This is a genomic window from Shewanella sp. FDAARGOS_354 (assembly GCF_002209245.2).
GTDB lineage: Bacteria > Pseudomonadota > Gammaproteobacteria > Enterobacterales > Shewanellaceae > Shewanella > Shewanella xiamenensis.
In genome coordinates, this window is sequence record NZ_CP022089.2 from 3,016,795 (window position 1) to 3,036,743 (window position 19,949).

The window sequence follows — 19,949 nt, forward strand, 5'->3', positions numbered from 1 at the left end:
GGAAGTTTGATGAAAACCATACGTTGTAAGATAGAGAAAGTAACCCCCTTTAACGACGCCGTATATCAGGTGTGGTTAAAGCCTGATACCCCCTTGGAGTTTCAAGCGGGACAATACCTGTGTGTTGTGATGGGTGAAAAAGATAAACGTCCCTTCTCTATCGCGTCCGCCCCTAATGCCGAAGTGATTGAGCTTCATATTGGTGCGGCCGTCAGCGAAAGTTATCCAATGCAAGTAGTTGAAAGATTGCGTAATAACACGCATATCGACATCGAAGCGCCAGGTGGCGACGCTCACCTACGCCACGACAGCCTGCGCCCACGTTTATTGATCGCCGGTGGCACAGGCTTCTCTTACATCAAGAGTATTGTCGAGCAACAAATCGCCCTCGGCCAACAGGTCGAAACAACCTTGTATTGGGGTTGCCGCACCCAAGATGCGATGTACTACGAAAGCATCGCCCGCGCATGGCACGACGCTCACCCTTGGTTGCATTTTGTGCCCGTTATTGAAGAGGCCCCAGCAAACTGGCAAGGCAAAACCGCCAATCTGCTCGCGCAAATCAAACAGGATTTTATTAGCCTCAATGGCTATGACATCTATATCGCAGGTCGTTTCGATATGGTCGGTGCCGCCCGCGAAATCTTCCGCGAAATGGGTGTTGAAGAAGCCCATCTCTACGGCGATGCCTTCGCGTTTATCAAATAACGCATTGATTAGCTTGGCAGGATAACCTTTGCCAACCTAGGCTCAAACAATAAACCCCAGTGAAAACTGGGGTTTTGCTTTTAGGTTTGATCGCTTTTTTAACCGACTCACGAACGAGAGTCCTTGTCGAACAACGCCCATATCTAACGACTTGGTTACTCCCCAAGCCTCTCCATTCGCACCACTTAAAGACACATCAAAAGCGTATTAGGTTTACTGTGGATAGAAGGCTTAATTTAAAAGACTAAACCATAAAGAAATCCTGATGCGATAGCCATACCTAAAATAACGCCGAGAAAGGCAGCAATCATTTGATTTTTAAAGATTGCTTTTAACAAAATCACTTCAGTGATACTCGCGCCAGCACTGCCGATGATAAATGCCATCACAGAGCCCATTGCCATACCTTTTTGAACTAATGCCGCAGTGAGAGGGATGACGGCTTCGGCACGAATATAAAGGGGAATGCCAATAACCGCAGCAACAGGAATGGCATACCAAGTGGCCTCGCCGGCATAGTTCACGATAAATTCAGTGGGAATAAAGCCATAGATAAATGAGCCGAGTAACACCCCGACAAAAAGATAGGGTAATACATGCTTAAAGTCCTTCCACGTGGTGCGCCAAACCCGCAATGAACGACTCACAATATCGAGTTTAGGCGGTACAGTCGGGATATCAGCACCAGGAGTAACCGACGCCGATGTTGTCCCACAGCAGGAAGATGCTAACGGTGCAGGCTTGGTTTCGCAGCAGGAAGATGCTAACGGTGCAGGTTTGGTTTCACAGCAGGAAGATAGTGCTGAAGTAGGCTTAACATCAGCATAAAGGAACATCTTAGGTGAAGACTTTACATCACTACACAGGGATACAATCGGCGCTAATTTAGTGGTTTCAACGCATGAAGATAAGGCTGGTGCTGCTTTTGTATCGCAGCAACTTGAGTGCTCTACATTTTCTTGACCATAAGCCTCTTTACGCACATATCGTTCGAATCCTAGTTTTTCAAGGGTATAGCCCGCAATGACCGATACTCCCATTGCCATGACAAAGTAAAATACCGCGACTTTCACTCCGAAAGTGACCACGAATAATCCCACAATGATAGGGTTTAGTAATGGGCTAGCAAATAGAAACACCATCATAGGACCAAAGCCAGCACGAGCCCTGAGTAAACCTTTTAAGAATGGGATCGTTGAGCAAGAGCAAAATGGCGTAATAGATCCAAGTAAAGCAGCAATCAAATATCCTTTGCCATTACGCGAACTCAAAATGGATTGCACTTTTTGAGGGGTAACAAACTCTTGAAGCATACCAACGAGATAGCTAATCACAAGGAATAACAAGGTTAACTCAAGCGCAAGAAACGCAAACATATTTACCGTTTCTTTTAGCATAGTGATGAGCTGTGGATTCATTTCTACCCTTAAAACATTTCGAATTTTCTAGAATAATAGTTATGATAACGACAATTTTCAACACTAAATTTCCATAAATGCAGAAATATAGTGTGAACACAGTATCAACAACAGATAAAGTTCATACTCATTGGGGATGGCAGTGCTTTTTGAAGCCGCTTAAAGATAGATAATTCTGGTATTATCGAATAAATTGATGGCATGAACGAAAACAACAGTATCAATATGAATATTGAAAATGCAGCTAAAGTATTGAAAGAACTCGGACATCCTACTCGTCTTGCCCTGTTCAGGATATTGGTTAAGGGTGGCTACGAAGGCGTTGCCGTGGGGCAACTACAAGAAGAGTTGCAGATCCCGGGTTCTACACTCTCGCATCATATTAGCGCCTTAGTATCAGCGGGGATTATCTCGCAGCGACGTGAAGGAAGAGTATTGTACTGCGTACCCGATTATCAATTATTACAAGGACTCGTACATTTTTTACAGGATCAATGTTGCAGTGCCCAGCGCCCTAAAATAGAGGAAGAGGCATAAACACACCTTCATACTGCTACTTGCTAATCTCCGAAGTGTCTTGCACAAGCATTAAACAAGGACGTTTTATGCTCCGCAATACGCTGGCTCGCCTTACCCAGCAACCTAACGCTCAATATCTGTGAGCATCACTAAAGGCAGGTTATCCACTGCATGCTTTTTTTGTTGTCACGGCTCGAGTATTATCCTATCGATAAAATATAAACCCCAGTTTTTACTGGGGTTTATATTAATTGATCAACAACGACAAGTATCACTGATGGCTAGGAATAGACTTGTACGCTTATTTTCCCAAATTATCAGCTAACTGTTTAGCGCGACTCGCAGCCCACTGGTCAATCATCTTTTCCAGCTCGCTTGCACTAATTGGGGTATCTTTTTGGGTAGTGTCTTCACTCTCGCGAGCATCTAAAACTCGCACTAATAACTTACCGCTTTGTGAGTCGAGCAATTGCGACATGCTGCCAACCTTGAGCAAGTAAGGCTCCATACCTATTGCCTCTTTTGTCACATCAATGGCAATCTTCGCGGGTAATAGATCGCGTAATTTAAGCTCTGGTCGAGTTAAATCGAAATTTGTCACCGCAGCCTGAACTCTAATCACGCCTGGGCCCGACTCAGTCGCAATCTTGACTCCATTTTTCGTCAATTCATTTTTAAACTTCGTATGATAATAACGGCCAATCTCATTCTGCTCATTAGCCGTTAATAGATACCACTGGCCATTCTCTTGACGAATAAACTGTAATGGATCGAGCAACACTTGATTGTACTGGCGCAGATCTACACCCTGCTCCTTATAAATACGCTGATTGGGATTAGTTTCACTCGTTTTGAACGCATCAAAGGGCACAACTTGAAACCCACTCATCGCCCTTTCCTTTACCGAGCATCCACCCATCCCCAGTAAGACCGTCGCCATGGCAATCATTACCACTTTTTTCATATTTGCTCCTGCACTGATTAATAATTTGTTTTTAGGATGAACACCGCGATAAGCGGGCCTTCTCCTAGGTAGTATTCCAACCAACAGCCTTCCACAGTGGACACGACAAGGCAGCCCGTATCGACGACTCAAACAGTGACAACAGAACTCACTTTATCTTACTGATAGAATAGTAATCCGTCATTCCGCAGCTAATTCCAGAATTTAAATAGTGTGATCTGGCGATCAGCTTTTCATAAAAACTACGACACCATCTTGACCGCGATCGACAGTTTTGATCTATTACTGCTATTTGACGGTCTCAAAATATGTCTACCCATCCTGTTATTAAACGCTTAGATCACCTTGGTCTCATTGCCGCCTTTTGTCACGAAATTGGCCTGCCACGGATGATAGATGCCGTTATCCCAAAATATTCTGACCACAATGTTTCTCATGGTGACGCGGTATTGGCCATGCTCCTAAATGGACTTGGCTTTCATAGCAGAACACTGCACATGTTCTCGGACTTTTTTAAGACCAAGCCTGTATCTAAGCTACTCGCCAAAGACATTGAAGCACACCACCTGACTGATGATGTACTAGGCCGCACATTAGATGCTCTATACGAAGCCGATGTCTCAGCGCTCTATCAGGTTATTGCTGAGCGTGTTGTTGATAAACTGGGCTTGACGACCGATTCTGTTCATCTTGATATCACTAGCTTCCACGTTGATGGTGAGTATGCACAAGATGAAAACACCAACGTGATTAAGCTTGTAAGAGGTTATAGTCGGGATCATAGGCCAGAGCTTAACCAAGTCGTGCTTGAACTCATCTGTGAAAACCAAGCAGGTATTCCTGTTTACATGCAAGCACTGAGTGGTAACACCAATGATGCCAAGGCATTCGCTGAAGTCACTAAAAGACACATACATTGCCTAAAAGCCGCGCAAAATAGTCGTTACTTTATCGCTGATGCCGCTTTGTACACCGAAGAAAGCATCTCCTCGCTAGATGAGCAAAATCAAAAATTCATTACCCGTGTCCCCATGACCATCAAGCTCGCAAAACAAGCACTACTTGCGCTAGAGCCAGAGCAATTAAGCACTATCGGTCATGGCTACTCAGGATGTTGGATAGACTCGGATTACGGAAAGGTCAATCAACGTTGGTTGCTCGTTCACAGTGAACAGGCCACCAAGCGGGAAGAAATCACTTTCTTCAAGAACTTAGAGAAAAACATAGCAAAAGAAATCAAAGCGTTGGAAAAGCTAAGTAAAAAACCATTCGCTTGTGAAGTTGACGCAGAATTAGCGTTTAACGATTTCAAGAAACAATGTGACTTACTTGGGTTTGAACAAGGCACTCTCATCAAACAGCCGACTTACTCTCATTCGGGCCGCCCAAAGACAGATGAAGCACCGACAGGATACCAATACTTTATCGAAGCCGCCCCCTTCACCGACCTAGAAAAAGTAAAACTGGCTAAGCTCAAAGTAGGCATGTTTATCCTCGCGACGAATGACACCGACAATGAAGCACTCACCATGGCGGCTCTTCTAGCACATTACAAATCGCAACAAAAAGTCGAGCGCGGCTTCCGTTTTCTAAAAAGCCCTGAGTTTTTAACCTCTTCCATCTTCTTGAAAAAGCCTGAGCGCATTGAAGCGTTGCTAATGATAATGACGTTGAGCTTGCTTGTTTACGCTAGTTTAGAACACAAAATCAGAGAACAACTCGCACAAACCGAAGCGTTCTTCCCAAGTATGGTAAAGAACAAGACGACCTCCAGACCGACGGCACGTTGGGTCTTCTTGCAATTCGAAGGCATAGATACGCTAGAGATTAACGGCCAAAGGTTCATCACTGGACTTCAAGATCACCAAACACAACTACTCAAATTACTCGGTAGATTCTATGAGGTAGTTTATTCCTAAATTAGCTGCGGAATGTCGGGTAATAACCTAGATTTTAGCGATTAGAAAGTCGTGGAAGCATTTATCTGTAAACTAGGTATGTGCCATAGCGCTAACACAACATCTTTCATATGAAATAATACCCAACACAACATTTCACTAAAGAAGATTGCAGATATACCGTTTTTCGCAGTAGGGTTGTTTTAAATGCAGCAGGACCAGTACCTGCGGCATCCCGAGGGGAAGGTGAACTTCTGTGATCTCGGCATTGGCCCTCAATCTCAAAAGAGTTGTGCAAGTCCGATATTTCTTTGAACGAAACCATTTTAATATATGCGCGAAATTTAATATCAAAGAGTATCAATCAACTACCCAAAAATATATTTTGCAGCCTGTTATAAATAGTCATAAACTCCGAACTTATTAAATAATAACACTCGGATAATTAAATGGTTAAGCAAGTTATCTTGGATTGGACTCAAGGAAAAATTATTGATGATGAATTCTTTCCAGAAGATAAGCTAGGAAGAGAAAAGTACGCTACTTTTCTAACTAAACTGCTAGCCTCTCAAGGTTATGATGACCAGAGAACTGATGGTGACAAAAAACGGAATTATGTGCTTAATCTCAATGCTGAGTGGGGTGCAGGCAAAACCTACTTTCTCAAACGCTGGTCCGAAGACCTAAAAGAGCATTATCCTGTCGTATATGTAGATGCATGGAAAAAGGACTACTCAGATGACCCTTTGATGACAGTCATTTCATCCATTATTGACCAATTAAGAAAGCAAGCAGGAAAAGATAAAGATTCTCCAGAATTCAAAGCTCCTCGTAAGTTGATCGGCTTATTAAAGGCAGCGGCCCCTGGTATTGGTCGAGGATTATTTAAGCGATATGTCGGCATAGATCCTGTCGAAATTATGAATGCAGATGACGATAATGAAAATATTGGTCACATCAAGGGGGAAAATGGCCAAGATCTATTAGATACGAATAGTAACCCAATTGATATGAGCTTTGCCGCTTCAGAAGCGGTTAAGTATCTAATTGATGAACATGATGCAAAATCCAAAGCGATTGATAGCCTTAAAAAAAGTGTATCTGAATGGGTTGGAGCTGTTGTAGGCCATAAACAAAATAGCTATCCCGCTTTCATTTTTATTGATGAACTAGACCGTTGCAGGCCTAGCTATGCTGTTGAAATGCTAGAAACCATTAAACATATTTTTGATATTGAAGGGGTTGTATTTGTCGTTGCAACAGACACAGAGCAGCTTCAGCATGCCGTTAAAGCGGTATACGGCGAGGGTTTTGACGCCAAAATTTACCTAGGCCGCTTTTTCAATAGTCGTTATAGCCTCAAGTCACCTAATTTAGAAAATTTTTTAGACGTACACAGCGATGCCAACAAGCTTTCAGAGGATTATTTAAAGAGAGTCAACATTGAAATATTCCCTCCTAATATTGATGCTAAAATAACACTTAAAAATATATCAATTGTTCTTGAGGCCTTTAATGCCTCTCCGCGCACAGCAATTCAAATCACAGATAGAATACTGGCGACCATATCAAACATGCCCAGAGGTTCCAAGCTCGATATATTGATGTTGACGACTTTGCTTTGTATTAAAGAAAAGGACAATAAACTTTTTGAAGAAATCGTAAATGGCAAGTTTGAAAAAGTTATCCAGAAAGGTGATGGTACTAAAACTATCTATTTAGCTGAGTGGATAGAAAGTTACATACCAACAAGTTCTCATAACCGCCTTATTGAAATGAACTTCGACCCACAGCAATATGCGGATAATCTGTTTACATATGGTTCACATCGTCAGTCGATGAATATACCTTATCACTCAGGCTCATATAGTTTTAATTTACTTGAATACCTGAAAGAAATTTTCTCTTCTCACTTTGGCTCAACAACTAGACATCTTTCTGTTTTTTTTATAAACGATACGTCCCGACATACAGAAAGAGAAGACACTCCGTTACAGAAATCTTGTAGGGCCCTTATTGAGAAAAGTCGTAGTTCTAAATACGATGATAATCTATTCCAAACGTCAGCTATTCTGTGGGCTAATTTTCTCTATATTAGAAATCAGTTCGAAGATATCGGTATGGATGAATATAAAGACTTTGTCGAGTTGGCATCCCCTCTTGATTGGATGGGTCGAGAGGATCTAACAGAAAAAAGATAGGACTGGCATAACTCTTTGGAGATGAACAATACACCAAGGTTACAGAAGTTCACCTTCCCCTGCGAAGTTGCTGAAGGGCGTTGAAGAAAATCGCGTAACGCAGACAGGAAGTCTGCGTAGCTTTCGGGGAAGGGGCGAATGAAAATCAGTGATTTTCGAGCTTATGAGCGAGAGGCAGGGACTGCCGAACTGGAGTGCTTTACAGGGATGTAAAGCGGACCCATCGGAAGCGTTAGCGATTTTCGAATAAGCACGAAGCCACTAATCAATGCATGTAACTTCGCTAGGGGCGTCTTGGAGCATCCAAGGAGGATAGGACGAGCAGTCCTCCTTGGTCGGGTGTGGGGTGAAGCCCCACGACTTTGACTTAGATTTTGATTTAAAAAGTTAACAGTTAAACTAATGCCTAAAACTCAAATGAAGTTTGAACACCCACAGCCCTGCGGCACCAGAGCAACCCTTACACCTGAGGTCTATGCAAATCAAACCTTAATTCTTCCGAAATCCCATAGTAGGCGGATGGGCCGCCGGCGCGCAGTACGGGTTCGGCGAGGGCGGTTTGATACACCCCTTCACTATCGAGTAAATGCTTGGCGATATGTACGGCAACCACTTCACCTAAGACTAGCCAAGTATCAATCTTGTCGCCATTGGCGGCAGTTAATTGAATACATTGAGAAAGCTTACACTCAAAATTCACTGGGCTTTCGGCCACCAGCTCGGCTTGAACGATAGTGCCAGCCTTTGGGGTGAGTCCGGCAAAGGCAAACTCGTCCTCCCCACGGGGTAACATGGCGGAAGTTTGATTCATTTTCTCGGCAAGGCTGCGGGTAGTGAGGTTCCACACAAACTCCCCTGTCTCGACGATATTAGCAACACTGTCTTTCCAGCCCGTACTAGCGAAGCCAATGATCGGTGGTTTGTAGTTGAAACAATTAAAAAAACTATAGGGCGCGAGATTACGCTGCCCCTGTGCATTGCGGGAGGAGATCCAACCTATGGGCCTGGGGGCTATAATGGCATTTAAGGGATCGTGCGATAACCCATGTCCCTTACTCGGCTCGTAAAAATAGCGGTTTTCTACACTCATGCCTCATCCCTTAATCACAATGTAAATACTCAAGCATCATCTTACAGGACTTCGGCGAACCGCTAAATATTCTAATAGCTGAATAGCGCAAAGTATAAGGGGAACAATATGTTCCCCTTAGTTGATGCTGTTTAAGACGATGAACTTACCAGATCTTCACACGATCCTCTGGCACTAAGTACAACTTATCGCCGGGCTTCACATCGAATGCGGTGTACCAAGCGTCTAAGTTACGCACGGTCAGCGCGCGGTACATGCCAGGGGCATGACCATCGGTCGCCACGCGGGCACGCAGGGCTTCGTCACGCATCTTGGTTGCCCAAGTCTGGGCGAAGCCGATAAAGAAGCGTTGGTCGCCGGTAAAGCCATCGATAACCGGCGCGGGTTTGCCATTAAGTGAAGCATGGTAAGCATCGAGTGCGGCCGCTAAGCCCGCCACGTCGGCAATGTTTTCACCTAAGGTCAGCTTGCCGTTTACATGCAAATCTGGGAATGGCGCATAGGCATCAAACTGCTTAGCCAGTGCCTCACCTTGTTTGGCAAACTGAGCAAAGTCCGCTGGCGTCCACCAGTTACGCATCGCGCCCGTCGAGTCGAACGCCGCACCATTGTTATCGAAGCTATGGCTGATTTCATGGCCAATCACAGCACCAATCGCACCATAGTTGTAGGCGGTATCGGCCTTAGCATCGAAGAATGGCGGCTGTAAAATCCCCGCAGGGAAGTTAAGCGCATTCTGCACCGGCAGGTTAACTGCGTTAACCACTTGCGGCGTCATCCACCACTCGCCCTTGTCCATTGGTTTGCCGATTTTGGCGAGTTGATGGGCATATTCCACCTTTTCACCATTGATGGCATTGGCGTAGGCATTGGTTGGCGATACGGCATAAGCATCATAATTACGCCATTTATCAGGGTAACCCACGCCAACGGCGATGGTCGCGACCTTAGCTAAGGCTTCCTTCTTGGTTGAAGGGTCCATCCATTCGAGTTTTTCGACCCGCTTACCAAAGGCACTGACGATGTTATCCACCATAGTGCTGACTTCGGCCTTGGCCGAGGCCGGGAAATAATGCTCGGCGTAGGCGCGGCCCACGGCATCTCCAAGGTATTGATCCAAGGCGCTCAATGCGCGTTTATCACGGCTGCGCTGCTCGGGTGTGCCTGACAGCTTAGTGCCATTAAAGGCAAAAGAAGCGTTATCGATAGCAGATGGCAATACATCGGCGTGGCTGTTGATATGGTGGAACACCAGCCAGTCTTTCCACGCATCCAACGGCTCAGAGGCCACCAACGCCGACAGGCCAGTAATGGCACTGGCATGGTAAGCGGCAAATCTGTCTTGCTTGCCAAGCTGGGCGGCATCTAAAAAGGCGGCCCAGTCTATACCCGGGGCTTTAGCGTCAAAGTCGGCGCGGCTCCACACACCCGATGCCTTAGTGAAATCTTCACTGTCTTCACGGCTGGCGTGGGCACTAGCGATCTTGTGTTCGAGAGCAAAAATACGATCTGCACGGCTAGCAGCATCGCTAATACCCGCATCGGTCAGCAGGGTTTCGATATAAGCGCGGTAAGCGGTGCGGATCTCGACCATTTTAGGATCGTCCGACAGATAGTATTCGCGCTCGGGTAAACCTAAACCGCCTTGGAGAAAATAAGGTAATACTTCACCCGGAGTCGCCAGACCTTGGGTGACGAAAATACCGAAGAGGTTTTCGGTGAAAAAGTCGGTGGCATTGAGCGGGTCCACATCGGCGCGCAGATTGGCCCCGAGCGCCGCCGACAGGTCTTTTTTGTCCGCAATGGCTTGATAACGGGCTAAATCGGCTTCCATTGGCTTTATGCCCGCCGCATCGATTGCCGCAGTGTTAGTGTACGCCTTGTAGAAATCGGCAATGCGCGCATCATCGCTGCCAGCGGCGTGTTCGGCCTTGACTAAGTCGGCGATCAGGCTGGTCTTATGCTTTTCCGTCTCTTGGAAAGCCACTAAAAAGGCGCCCGTGCTTGAGCGATCGGCGGGGATCTCTGTGGTTTTCATCCATTCGCCATTGGCGTAGGTATAAAAGTCATCACCGGGTTTCACCTTGGGCGACATGGCCGCGAGGTTAATGCCAATCGGCATAGCGGGTTCGCTGGCGTCGGGCACAGCACTGGTTTGTACTTTTGCAGCATTGTCGCTGGCGACGGTTTGATTGGTGTTATCACCACAGGCAGTTAATCCCGTCAGTACTGTTGTTGACAGTAATAAGGCGGGGATCAGGCGGTCCGACATAAGAGACTCCTTCCGTTGTTATTCTTGTATTTTTGGTATTTTGGCTAATCTAGATGCTTGCTAGCATGGTCTGGCAGTGTAACTGGCGATATGGTGGGATGTAAAAGAAACTCACACTTTATGATAGAAAGTTAATGCAAAGTCTTTAATACACGCTTTTGAGCGGCGAGCCCAAAACAAAACAGCCGATGACTATCGGCTGTTTGAGTAACATGAGCAGTTAGAGCTTAACTTGAGTGTACTGAGTCCACGCCAGCAGTTGCCCCATTTGCGGGACTATCCAAACGGCAGTGTCCTTATTTTGATAAACCCGATAATAGAACAGATCTTCATCGCGAATATCGTGCTTACGAATCGCGCGGTAAAATTGCATGGCCGAGTGACTCACCTCATCGGGTTTGGTCAGCTCTTTTTGTGATACTTTGACATGAAAAACATCCACATTGAGATCACCTATCTGGGTTTGATATTGCTCAAAATCGCCCCGAATGGTGTACTTAATCGGTGTGGTTAAACAGTCCTGATCGGTAATGCATGAGGTGGAGTAAAACTTGCCTCGACTTTGCCCCTCGTACACCAGCGACATGCTGAGATCCGTGCGAACCAATAACTCACCCGCCACCGGAAAATAAATATCCGCATGGTAGTTATGCTCCAGTAGCTCCCCAACCCCTTTATCATCAACAGGTAAGACTACGCGGTTATAGCGGATCCGCTCTTCCATCTTTTTACTAAGTGGAATAAATTCCGCCATACTCAGGCCAGCGGGTTTAGCATCAATCGAAGTGATATTGATGATGCCTTTGCCAGTACAATCCTTGGCATCTAACGCAGGGCATATTGCCATCGAATAGTTTTTACCATCCGTTGACGCAAAGGCACTGAAATAAGGTAAGCCATCGATATGATTGCCTTCTGGGGCTAAATGTTTTTGCCACCACGAGGGGTGTAAATGCTCTTCATCATCGATATACAACACCTGCGCCGTACCTAAGGTGCCACCAATATTCAGGCTGATATATTTATCGGCATTCCATTTCGCGACATGCTTCACCACAGCATGGTGATCGCTCCAGTACCAGATCAAGGTGAGGATCATCCCCAGCATGACGATACCAGCAACCTTAGTCCAAGCAGAGACACCCACAATCGCATCGCGGATAGCATCGGCATCGTTAATCGCCAACATTTTTACATGGGACTGTTCTGAGACATGTAATTGATAACCGCGGCGCGCCACAGTTTTGAGCTGTACCTCGGTATAAGGCTCTAATTTTTTACGTAATGTGCTGATGCATTGGGTCAAAGAGGTTGGTGCGACCACGCGATCTGGCCAGCCTACTTGCAGCAATTCTTCCTTGGTAAAAATGGCATTCGGCGATGACAGCAGCAACACGAGTACGGCGGCTTCTGAAAAAGTCAGGCCGATCTCGGTTCCATGAACATGGTCAACCAGCAGCTTGGCCTGTTCATCTAGCATGAGGTATGAAGTAATTTTATGCATGTTAAGCGCCCAAAACTAAGCCAAAACAATAGACTATGATTGCGCTAACAACGGGCAAACACAGTGAAACTCAGTTTCACCCGAGAGCAACCGTGACTTGTGGCTACCAAATCAAGATGGCTTATTTTACCTTTTAACAACATAAAATACTGTGACTCTACACTCAGTTTACCTATTGTTTTTTAAGCGTAAATTTAAACTAATGCAGGGGTATCTAAACTTCTTGGCGATTAAAAATAACGCAACAAACCAGTAGCAAAACAGTCAACCAGCCCACAAATACACCATACATTAAGGGCAAGCCCATACCCGTTTGGGAAATTAGGGCGAGAGTACTCTTTGCCGATAAGGTATCGGCAGGGTTTGCGAGTAAGTTTAAAGCCCGGAAAAGATCGGTAGGATTGATTAAAATCAATAGGTTAAATAGTTGACGATTCAGTACTTCAGCCATACTGACGAGGGCTGTTAATAGTACCAAATCGTAGACCAACACCAACACAAACCAAAGCAGCAGTAATACACCTAAAGCTTTGGCTTTTTCCCGCACACACAGGCTCACGCAGTAACCTAAGAGTACAAACACTAAGGACAATAAAATTCCGCTACCCATCAGATGAATAAAGCCAATCACTAAGGCCAGCCGTGCGTGTTCGGCTCCAAGGACAAGCAGCAACAAGGCCGTTAAGCCAAATCCCAATAAACAGGCAGTGGCCATCACATAGGCGTGGCCGAGTAATTTGCCACAAACCAAATGCCAACGAGCCAAGGGGTAAGTCAGCAACAACAGCAAGGTGCCCGATTCCCGCTCACCAACAAAGCTATCGTAGCTCAGTAAAATGGCACCCAAAGGTAAAATAAACACCGCGAGCGTGACTAAACCAGAAAAAATTTGCGCGCTCTCAAATACCACTAAACTGCCCGATACTGCGCTGCCCATAAAACTCACACACAGCGAAAGAATCAATAACATACCCGCCATAAGCCATAACCAACGGTTACGCAGATTGTCTTTAAATTCTTTTACCGCAACGGCTTGAATCAATGTCAGCGCCATAGGAGGACGAAAACTCGACAAGCCTTGCTGCTTTTCTAACTGACAGATTTGGCTCATGCCACTAACTCCGAATTAAGGTTTTCTGTACCAGCAAAGGTGTTGCAACTGGACGCGCTCTGGGGGTGAAGATTCGCCATATAACAATGAAAAATATCCTGTAAACTCGGCGGCACAATAGAAAACTCATGGATCTTCAGGGAGTGTAATTGCTGTATCACCTTGGCTTTTAGCGCATCAGGCACCCTTAAGCACACTCGGTCTGAGGCTGAGGGTTCTAACAGTGAGGCGAACAACGCTTGGCTTAGCAACTGCTGATATTGCAGCGGCGTAAAGTGATGCAATTCAATCAGGCTGGGTAGCGAGGTTGCAGCCCTAAGACTGAGCAAATTCCCTGAGGCAAGCATCTGGCCTTGGCCTAAAATCAGCGCGCTATCCATTTGATCTTGCACTAAACCTAACTCGTGGGTACTGATAATAATCGCACAGCCTTGGGCCTTAAGTTGCGCCATTTTTTGATACAAAAAGGCCGATGCCAGAGGGTCGAGCCCGACTGTCGGTTCGTCCAGCAGCAACACTTTAGGATCAGCAAGCACCGCTTGGGCTAAGCCTAAACGTTGGCGCATCCCCTTGGAAAAGGTGCGCAGCCGTTTATCCTTAGCCGCCATCAGGCCAAACTCTTCCAGTAAAAGGTTGACTCGCACAGGTGCAACGCCCTTAAGCTTGGCAAAGTAGCTTAAGAGTTCATGCGCCGTCATATTGTCATAAAAGCTTACATTTTCAGGCAAATAGCCTAAAGATAAACTCGCATTGACCCGCTTGGCTTGTACCTCTTGCCCCTGCACAAATAACTGGCCCGCGCTTGGGGATACCAAGCCTAAAATCATTTTGATCAGCGTAGATTTACCAGCACCATTATGGCCTAGCAGCGCTAAGGTTTGGCCTGTACACACCTCAAAATTAAGATCTTTTACCGCTTCAAACTCAGCATACCGCTTACTCAATCCCACGGCCTTAACAGCCACTTGCCCTTGGGCAGCAGTTTGCTTTGTCATTAATGTCAGTGCCTGTGGATTAATAGCGTTGTTGGTAAAATGGCTCATATTCCATCTCCCTCTGTGGTCAGTCGCATTAAGGGGAAACTATCACTCACACCGCTGACACTCGTTGGCTGAAACTGCCGCTCTACCCAACGCAGCAGCAATACCACCGGGCTTTCCATCAGTAGTTTCGCCTCGGGATAGAGCCAAAATAGCTTGTCTAAATTGTCGTTAGGTCTGTGGGTAACATCCCCCACTCCGTCGCCATTAGCATCCCAGCCGCGGTATTCAGACCAGTAATTGCCCTGCCCCTGATAACTCCACTCCAGCTGCGCCTCGCCGACGTACTTAACTTGGGTCTGATTGGCCAAAATACGATTATGCCAAAGGCGGTTTGCTTCACCGCCCATCGCCATGCTGATCCCAGTATCACTGTGACTAAATTCATTATCTTGAATGCGATTATTCTGCGCGGCGTAGATAAAAATGCCCTTGCCTTCGTTACCGAGTTCTACCGAACCTTGGGGATGCTTCACGTCTGTAGCGATATTCGCCTGAATATGAGAGTCGTTGGTGATATTGAGCAGAATGCCAAAGTCCCGCGCTTGGCTGACGCGATTATGGTGCAGGTAGATTTGTTGTGAATTCATCAATGCGTAGCCGCCGTCGACGCTAATCGCTTGATTGTTTGAGGCTTCATCACCTCGGGTATACATGTAGTGGATGCCGTATTGAAGCTTAGCGAATTGATTATGGTGAATTTTGCTGTCCGTCACCGACTCGAGATATACCCCATCGCGGACAAAGATAACATGATTTTGTTGCACATCGGGCGCGGTCACATGCTTAAGGAAAATCCCATCGCCCCTGTCCAAGACATAGATGGCGCCATTGCCACTGATGCTATTTTCAAGAATGCGGGGCGATGCGAGTTGTTCGCCATAAATCCCAAAGCCATCACCGACGAAACGATTGCCCTTGATTAGCACCTCGTCAGCCCCAGGCAGCAATAAAATGCCTGCATCGTGATAGTAAAGATCCCGCCCCCAATGGCGGATATTGAGTCCTTCGACAATCACTTTGGGTGCAGTAATGGTGAGGGCGCTGCCTTGGCGTAGGGCATCGAGGGTCGCGCCCGCTTCGGCCTTAATATGAATGGAGCGGGTGACACTGAAATTACCTTCATACACTGCGGTATCAAGTACGAGTGTGTCACCGTCCTGCGCCTGCGCCAATGCTTGGGTTAAAGAGGCAGTATCTTTAACCCTTAACTCCTGCGTCACACCGATAAAGGATAAGGTGCAGAGCCAACAGAGGAGCAATAAACGCAGCATGATCAATCGCCTACTTATCGCCAGCGAGTAATTCGAGAGTGATATCTTCAAAGGTTAATACGCGTCCACCGTATTCCTTTGCAAAGGCTTCGGCGGCGGCTTTAGTACTAAAAGGTGCGACGGCTGGCCCCATCACGGCTTTTTTACTGGTGCCGTAAACATAAAATGCGCTGGCGGCATCGATAAAGGCGCCATCGTCAGGCTGTTCCCAATCGGTTGTCGCGGCGTCATGCACCATCATGTAAGCAATTTGTCTTTTATTTTCAGGCTGTAAGGCAAAGTTAAACATATCGCGGCTAGAGCAAAACTTAGGCACCATCTTCTCGGCCTTAAGGTGTACTTGCCCCTTTGGTCCAGGGTATTTAGTGATCACCATACCGCATAGGTGGCAACGATCATGCTCGTGGATCATCTCGGCTTTGTGTTGGTGATCGGTCGCTTCGCTCTTATTGCAGCCTAATAACAAAGGAGCGAGTAGTAACAACCCAAAGAACTTTTTCATACTGTTAATCCTTTGAAAAATATCAACGCCTCGCCAAGGCACCTTGCAGGGACAGACCTCTTGCGACGAGGGTTGATAAAAAAATGGTTCATCAAAGGCCGAGGCCTTAGTACATCGTTAAATCGCGTAGTTTTGGCCCGCTAACAGGATAAAGAGTCGTAGACACATCATCCCCACTACCGCACACATTCCCGACATATAAAACGCTTTGGCCGAATGGCTAAAATGTTTACCCGTCGCAAAGTTCAGTAGCAGTGGCGCGGCAAAGCCGATACCCACAACACCAATCCAGAATACGCTTGCCCACACACCTTCATGGAAGGCGGCAAAAGCAAATTGACCACCGGCATTACCCGTTAATAGTGCTGTCGCGATCATGAAAATAAACATGGCTTCGGCAAACATAATGGGCCACTCAGCGCCGTGCAGGATCTTCATTTCGCCGCTGTGCAGGGGCTCTTTAAATAACCACACCGCCAGCATTTTGGCTGAAGCGCCACCCGCGGATAGACCCGAGGCAATAAACAGCGCAGGGAGTACCGAGGTGTTGATCAGCGGGAAGCGGATCAGCGCAGAAATCAAGAAGCCTGTGTAAGCACACACTGATAACGCCAGTATTAAAACGAGCGCTTCCATTGGGCGTCTAAAGCCTTTTAACTTGGCAATAATCGGCGCTAAAAACTTCAATTGTGGGATGGCCATCAGCTCTTTTTCGAGGGCTAAAAGTGCTACCACTGCCACTAACGGGATATATACCGACAGCGCAATAACACCAATCGACATCACAGAATTTAAGTTATAAAACACCAAAATTCGCCAGAAGAATAAGGGGTTAGTCAAGTCGAGTACCAGACATAACATCCCTAAGCTTATGGTCACAAAGGACAGCAAGGTCGCGGCTTTTAAGAAGGCGGTATTTTCAACCTGGCCTAGGTAAAAACGCAGCGCCAGCGCAATGGTTAACGCCCCGCCCGAAATCCCCGCGAAAAATAAATACACTGCAATCGGCCAAGGCCAAGCAACGCCTTGGGATAAGCCGAGGGTAAATTCCATACTGGTATCCATATTTACACTCCCAGTTTGACGATTGGTATGTAACGTAAGCTCGGCTCAGTACCAAACTGCGGCTTAATCCGCACTGAGTCTTTTACCGCCAATAACTTACTCACATAGGACTGAGGATCATTGGCATCACCAAAGATCAGCGCGTCGTACTTACAGCTCTGCACGCAGGCGGGTAGCTCGCCCTTAGACAGCTTGCTATGCAAACAGAAGTCACAGTTATCCGCCACATCCGTCTCTTTGTTGATGTAACGAGCGTTGTAAGGGCAAGCACCAATACAGTACTTACAACCCGCACATTTGCTCGCATCCATAGTCACGATGCCCGTTTTCGCGTCGCGGTGCGCCGCGCCCGTTGGACAAACAGTGACACAGGGGGCGTTTTTACACTGCTGGCAGGAAACCCGCACAAACTTACGCTCACAGTCGCAACTCATCTTGCCGCAATGAGGGCAGGCTTGGCCTTCAACACGACCACTTTGCTGCTCAAGGATCACCCGAGAAACACCCGCGGGTAAGTTGTTTGCTTGGTTACAGGCGGTTTTACAATCACCACAACCGACACATTTATTTTGGTCAAACACCATGACGTAATGGGACTTATGGGCGCTGTCAGCATCTTCTTTGACCGAACAACCCGCTAAAGGTGTTAACATCAAAGAGCACATGCCAGCGCTTTTAAGGAACCTCCGTCTCTCTATATTTTCACTCACAACATCCTCCATCTATCGGTTTTATACCGACGTTTTTATTTATATCGTTATCGTTCCTACATGCCTGAAAATGGCTAGCGACTTGATTAATATCCACTTTCATTCAATTTGCTTTGGGCCTTGCCAATGGCGTTTAAAATGGCCTCACGATTAATCTCTGCCGTTGGCTGTGACAGTAGTGCCTGCCAATGGTCTATCGCCTCTTGGTAACGCCCATGAAGATACGCATCGGTGGCCTGTAACATGCGGGTCTGCGGCTCAAAGGGCGCAAATGCCAAGATCTGTGCAATCAGCGCTTGGGTTTGCGGCGTCATTTGGCGACCATCGCGGTAATAGAGTGCATTCGCTTTAGCACCGAGCACCTCGGCATCCTCTCCCACCAACGCAAGCAACTTGTCCAAGGTCTGCACCGCATCGCTATATAAACCACCCGCGCTATAGGCCTGGGCAAGTGACATCAATGCCAGCGGGTTTTGTGGTTGATCGTCCACCAGGCGAACGGCTTTGGTGATATCGGCTGCCACTAAGTAGTCAATATGTTCATTGACTATGCCCTTATCCCAATCCTGGTAACGCCCCGTTTGGCTGTAGATAGCGAGCGTCATAGCAAGCAATACACCACTGCACAGCACTGGCAACCCAGAGGAGACTAAAGGCAGCCCCGCAACGGTTTGCTGTTGATTTAAGCGTGCGTGTTGCCAAAATATCCAAGCAACAAATCCGCTTAATAGGAGTGCGATGGTGAACCCTAAACTTGCCATACCTAACCTCTTTGCTTGCCGCTCCAAGCTTATGACTGAGCGAACAAAACCGAACGCTCAGTCCCCGATGTTTGCTCTTAGTGAGCAGGCATCATGCCCATCATGCGGGCTTCTTTTTTCTCACTTGGCTTTTCGATATTTTTCAGTTCGATTTCAAAGATCAAGGTAGATTGCGGTGGAATTTCACCCACAAATTCATTGCCATAGGCTAAGTTTGCTGGGATAACAAAGCGGTATTTAGAGCCCATAGGCATCAGTTTTAAGCCTTCTTCCCAACCAGGGATTACCGTCATTAAGGCAAAACGCGTAGGGTCTTTGCGGCCAACGGTGTTTTCAAATTCAGTACCATCGATAAGCTTGCCAACGTATTCAACGGTGACCACGTCCTCAGGATTAGGTTTGTTACCGGTACCTTGGGTTAACACTTCATATTGCAGGCCAGATTCAGTCACAATCACGCCAGCTTTCTTTTTGTTTTCAGCAAGAAAGGCTTCACCCGCCTTGGTATTTTCAGCAGCTAATTTTTCAGCGTTGGCTTTTCTCACTTGATTTAATTCTTCGGCGCGTTGATTGAGATACGTCACCACTTCTTCATCGGTTAATTGCTGTTGTTTTTTCAGCGCGTCCACAAAACCTTGAACCACTAAGTCCACATTCACTTCTGCGCCCAGTTCCACTTGGTTATAAACCTGGCCAGAAATGTAGTTACCGACAGAGGCACCGATACTGTAAGACGCTTTATCTGCATCGGTTTTAAGGCTTGGGGCGGCAAAGCTCGCCATAGACACAAACAGTGCGGCGCAGGTCGCCACTGTGATGGTTTTTGGGATAAAAGACGTTGGCATAGATGTTTTCATTTTATGTTCTCTACAATTTAGCCCTAGGGCTTGGTGCGTTAGCCGAAAACGTATG

At 46.6% G+C, this 19,949-nt stretch carries 17 protein-coding genes; 4 read left to right on the forward strand and 13 right to left on the reverse strand.

Features of this window, described 5'->3' with window-relative positions; translation table 11 throughout:
* The first annotated feature begins 9 nt into the window (after positions 1-9).
* On the forward strand, positions 10-708 hold the full coding sequence (fre, locus tag CEQ32_RS13625; protein WP_037427324.1) for an NAD(P)H-flavin reductase: 699 nt from the start codon (positions 10-12) through the stop codon (positions 706-708).
* A 236-nt stretch (positions 709-944) separates the two neighbouring features.
* Here the strand turns inward: fre and CEQ32_RS13630 are convergent, their stop codons facing one another.
* Positions 945-2,126, reverse strand: coding sequence for a permease (locus CEQ32_RS13630; RefSeq protein ID WP_037427326.1), 1,182 nt, complete (start codon positions 2,124-2,126; stop codon positions 945-947).
* Positions 2,127-2,351: 225 nt separating this feature from the next.
* Here CEQ32_RS13630 and CEQ32_RS13635 point away from each other — a divergent pair, with 225 nt between their 5' ends.
* On the forward strand, positions 2,352-2,663 hold the full coding sequence (locus CEQ32_RS13635) for an ArsR/SmtB family transcription factor (RefSeq protein WP_037414026.1): 312 nt from the start codon (positions 2,352-2,354) through the stop codon (positions 2,661-2,663).
* A gap of 283 nt (positions 2,664-2,946) precedes the next feature.
* On the opposite strand, the gene CEQ32_RS13640 is transcribed toward CEQ32_RS13635, so the two are convergent.
* A complete protein-coding gene (locus CEQ32_RS13640; RefSeq protein ID WP_037413939.1) occupies positions 2,947-3,609 on the reverse strand; it encodes a DUF3313 domain-containing protein in 663 nt (220 codons plus the stop codon).
* Positions 3,610-3,917: 308 nt separating this feature from the next.
* Between CEQ32_RS13640 and CEQ32_RS13645 the strand changes: the two genes are divergently transcribed.
* Both CEQ32_RS13645 and CEQ32_RS13650 read left to right on the forward strand, forming a co-directional pair.
* Positions 3,918-5,528 (forward strand): IS1634-like element ISSpu7 family transposase, encoded by a 1,611-nt coding sequence (locus CEQ32_RS13645; RefSeq protein ID WP_011787758.1) that lies wholly within the window; start codon positions 3,918-3,920, stop codon positions 5,526-5,528.
* 428 nt (positions 5,529-5,956) lie between these two features.
* Positions 5,957-7,708: a P-loop NTPase fold protein gene (locus CEQ32_RS13650; protein WP_037427328.1), complete on the forward strand. Its 1,752-nt coding sequence runs from the start codon at positions 5,957-5,959 to the stop codon at positions 7,706-7,708.
* Positions 7,709-8,168: 460 nt separating this feature from the next.
* Here CEQ32_RS13650 and CEQ32_RS13655 read toward each other — a convergent pair whose 3' ends face one another.
* The 11 genes from CEQ32_RS13655 to CEQ32_RS13705 all read right to left on the reverse strand — a co-directional run bounded on the left by CEQ32_RS13655 (position 8,169) and on the right by CEQ32_RS13705 (position 19,894).
* Complete coding sequence (locus tag CEQ32_RS13655; RefSeq protein WP_055648679.1) at positions 8,169-8,798, reverse strand: flavin reductase family protein; 630 nt, start codon at positions 8,796-8,798, stop codon at positions 8,169-8,171.
* Between the two features lie 145 nt (positions 8,799-8,943).
* Positions 8,944-11,070, reverse strand: coding sequence for a M13 family metallopeptidase (locus CEQ32_RS13660; RefSeq protein WP_037427330.1), 2,127 nt, complete (start codon positions 11,068-11,070; stop codon positions 8,944-8,946).
* 220 nt (positions 11,071-11,290) lie between these two features.
* The gene (locus tag CEQ32_RS13665) at positions 11,291-12,574 is read right to left on the reverse strand and encodes a winged helix-turn-helix domain-containing protein (protein WP_037413903.1); all 1,284 of its coding nucleotides are present in this window, start codon (positions 12,572-12,574) and stop codon (positions 11,291-11,293) included.
* Positions 12,575-12,788: 214 nt separating this feature from the next.
* The gene (locus CEQ32_RS13670) at positions 12,789-13,685 is read right to left on the reverse strand and encodes an ABC transporter permease (protein WP_037427332.1); all 897 of its coding nucleotides are present in this window, start codon (positions 13,683-13,685) and stop codon (positions 12,789-12,791) included.
* A complete protein-coding gene (locus tag CEQ32_RS13675) occupies positions 13,682-14,728 on the reverse strand; it encodes an ATP-binding cassette domain-containing protein (protein WP_088586199.1) in 1,047 nt (348 codons plus the stop codon). Before CEQ32_RS13675 ends, CEQ32_RS13670 begins: the two co-directional genes overlap by 4 nt.
* Complete coding sequence (nosD, locus tag CEQ32_RS13680; protein WP_037427336.1) at positions 14,725-15,999, reverse strand: nitrous oxide reductase family maturation protein NosD; 1,275 nt, start codon at positions 15,997-15,999, stop codon at positions 14,725-14,727. Before nosD ends, CEQ32_RS13675 begins: the two co-directional genes overlap by 4 nt.
* 10 nt (positions 16,000-16,009) lie before the next feature.
* On the reverse strand, positions 16,010-16,501 hold the full coding sequence (locus CEQ32_RS13685; RefSeq protein ID WP_037413896.1) for a nitrous oxide reductase accessory protein NosL: 492 nt from the start codon (positions 16,499-16,501) through the stop codon (positions 16,010-16,012).
* Positions 16,502-16,618: 117 nt separating this feature from the next.
* Positions 16,619-17,566 carry an NrfD/PsrC family molybdoenzyme membrane anchor subunit gene (gene nrfD / locus CEQ32_RS13690; protein WP_037427338.1) on the reverse strand — a complete coding sequence of 316 codons (948 nt, stop codon included), beginning with the start codon at positions 17,564-17,566 and terminating at the stop codon, positions 16,619-16,621.
* Between the two features lie 2 nt (positions 17,567-17,568).
* The gene (locus tag CEQ32_RS13695) at positions 17,569-18,276 is read right to left on the reverse strand and encodes a 4Fe-4S dicluster domain-containing protein (protein WP_037427340.1); all 708 of its coding nucleotides are present in this window, start codon (positions 18,274-18,276) and stop codon (positions 17,569-17,571) included.
* An 86-nt stretch (positions 18,277-18,362) separates the two neighbouring features.
* Positions 18,363-19,037, reverse strand: coding sequence for a tetratricopeptide repeat protein (locus CEQ32_RS13700; protein WP_037427341.1), 675 nt, complete (start codon positions 19,035-19,037; stop codon positions 18,363-18,365).
* 77 nt (positions 19,038-19,114) lie between these two features.
* Entirely contained in the window at positions 19,115-19,894 is a 780-nt protein-coding gene (locus CEQ32_RS13705; RefSeq protein ID WP_037413888.1) for an FKBP-type peptidyl-prolyl cis-trans isomerase, read from the reverse strand.
* Between the last annotated feature and the right edge of the window lie 55 nt (positions 19,895-19,949).

Bases quoted from the DNA above. Each gene is read 5' to 3' on its own strand.
- CEQ32_RS13685 (WP_037413896.1), bottom strand. From the start codon at position 16,501: ATGAAAAAGTTCTTTGGGTTGTTACTACTCGCTCCTTTGTTATTAGGC.
- nosD (WP_037427336.1), bottom strand. From the start codon at position 15,999: ATGCTGCGTTTATTGCTCCTCTGTTGGCTCTGCACCTTATCCTTTATC.
- CEQ32_RS13665 (WP_037413903.1), bottom strand. From the start codon at position 12,574: ATGCATAAAATTACTTCATACCTCATGCTAGATGAACAGGCCAAGCTG.
- nrfD (WP_037427338.1), bottom strand. From the start codon at position 17,566: ATGGATACCAGTATGGAATTTACCCTCGGCTTATCCCAAGGCGTTGCT.
- CEQ32_RS13645 (WP_011787758.1), top strand. From the start codon at position 3,918: ATGTCTACCCATCCTGTTATTAAACGCTTAGATCACCTTGGTCTCATT.
- CEQ32_RS13700 (WP_037427341.1), bottom strand. From the start codon at position 19,037: ATGGCAAGTTTAGGGTTCACCATCGCACTCCTATTAAGCGGATTTGTT.
- CEQ32_RS13635 (WP_037414026.1), top strand. From the start codon at position 2,352: ATGAATATTGAAAATGCAGCTAAAGTATTGAAAGAACTCGGACATCCT.
- CEQ32_RS13705 (WP_037413888.1), bottom strand. From the start codon at position 19,894: ATGAAAACATCTATGCCAACGTCTTTTATCCCAAAAACCATCACAGTG.
- CEQ32_RS13660 (WP_037427330.1), bottom strand. From the start codon at position 11,070: ATGTCGGACCGCCTGATCCCCGCCTTATTACTGTCAACAACAGTACTG.
- fre (WP_037427324.1), top strand. From the start codon at position 10: ATGAAAACCATACGTTGTAAGATAGAGAAAGTAACCCCCTTTAACGAC.
- CEQ32_RS13655 (WP_055648679.1), bottom strand. From the start codon at position 8,798: ATGAGTGTAGAAAACCGCTATTTTTACGAGCCGAGTAAGGGACATGGG.
- CEQ32_RS13675 (WP_088586199.1), bottom strand. From the start codon at position 14,728: ATGAGCCATTTTACCAACAACGCTATTAATCCACAGGCACTGACATTA.
- CEQ32_RS13670 (WP_037427332.1), bottom strand. From the start codon at position 13,685: ATGAGCCAAATCTGTCAGTTAGAAAAGCAGCAAGGCTTGTCGAGTTTT.
- CEQ32_RS13640 (WP_037413939.1), bottom strand. From the start codon at position 3,609: ATGAAAAAAGTGGTAATGATTGCCATGGCGACGGTCTTACTGGGGATG.
- CEQ32_RS13630 (WP_037427326.1), bottom strand. From the start codon at position 2,126: ATGAATCCACAGCTCATCACTATGCTAAAAGAAACGGTAAATATGTTT.
- CEQ32_RS13650 (WP_037427328.1), top strand. From the start codon at position 5,957: ATGGTTAAGCAAGTTATCTTGGATTGGACTCAAGGAAAAATTATTGAT.